1 protein-coding gene is annotated in these 249 nt (G+C 73.1%); it reads left to right on the plus strand.

Translation table 11 applies throughout. The features are described from left to right. Positions 1-17 precede the first annotated feature (17 nt). On the plus strand, positions 18-249 hold a 232-nt coding region (locus BST38_RS28875), incomplete at its 3' end, for a DUF222 domain-containing protein (protein WP_237160962.1).

A 249-nucleotide genomic window follows, 5' to 3' on the forward strand; every position in this document is an offset into this window, starting at 1 on the left:
TGGTGGCTGAGCAGCACATGGCGCGTCTGGATGCGGCGTTGGCGGAGCGGATCCGCGGGTGGGCACGGTGGTCGCGCAGGTTGGTGCGCGATGCCGTCGACGGGTTGGTCGCCGAGGTTGATGCCGCGGCGATCAAGCGGCGCCGCCAGGCTGCCTTCGATGAGCGTCGGGTCACGGTGGCTGCGGGGTTGGACGGGATGGCCGCGGTGCGGGCGCGGATGTCGGCGGCGCAGGGCGCGGCGATGGATG

It is taken from the genome of Mycolicibacterium parafortuitum (genome assembly GCF_002086815.1).
GTDB lineage: Bacteria > Actinomycetota > Actinomycetes > Mycobacteriales > Mycobacteriaceae > Mycobacterium > Mycobacterium parafortuitum.